Annotated in this window: 1 protein-coding gene; it reads right to left on the minus strand. The window is 48.0% G+C overall.

Annotation, left to right across the window (positions count from 1 at the left end; genetic code table 11):
* Nucleotides 1–176: 176 nt before the first annotated feature.
* Nucleotides 177–491 (minus strand): ArsR/SmtB family transcription factor, encoded by a 315-nt coding sequence (locus HMPREF2914_RS31380; protein WP_020742476.1) that lies wholly within the window; start codon nt 489–491, stop codon nt 177–179.
* Nucleotides 492–614: the final 123 nt, after the last annotated feature.

Here is a 614-nt window from a genome sequence, read left to right on the forward strand (position 1 = left end):
GGGTATCCGGAATTTCTGGTTGATAAAATGCCAAAGATGTAAAGAAGAAAATCTTTCTCAGCGGATTATCTGATTGATCCTCTTCAGCCTACTCTACTGCCAATTTTCTGTTTCCACCTTCGCCTGAGTCTTCATAGCGATGCTGACTAGGGAGGACAGCGAGAGCTGGGCAAGCGTCAAAGCGGTTCTGGTTCATGCGCAATCCGGACACCTGCACAACATTCCTCTTGTAAGAAACCGATCAAATTCTCTAGGTGCCCATACTCGGGTATACAGACAATCGTGCGGCTATGTTTCTCCTGCCGGATCAGCCCTACCTTGGCCATGCGCGCAAGGTGATGTGATAGCGTCGAAGCAGGAATACCCAGCCCCTTCTGGATATCTCCGGCCGAAGCCCCATCATGGCCAGCTTTGACCAGAAAGCGGAACACGGACAGTCGGTGACTATTCCCTAGCTCAGCTAAGCTGGCTGCAACCTTTTCGTGATCCATAGCACGCCCCAATAATTCGATGTTTCTAGAATTATAGTTGACAGGTCGGATAAACGCAAGTAGGCTGCGTACATCATTTCGACAATACTAGAAATATAGGAGTAATATTGAATGTCATCTCAA

The organism is Pseudomonas sp. HMSC067G02 (assembly GCF_001813485.1).
GTDB classification, from domain to species: domain Bacteria; phylum Pseudomonadota; class Gammaproteobacteria; order Pseudomonadales; family Pseudomonadaceae; genus Pseudomonas; species Pseudomonas aeruginosa.

Excerpts from the sequence above, each read along its gene's own strand:
- HMPREF2914_RS31380 (WP_020742476.1), bottom strand. The coding sequence starts at position 491 with ATGGATCACGAAAAGGTTGCAGCCAGCTTAGCTGAGCTAGGGAATAGT.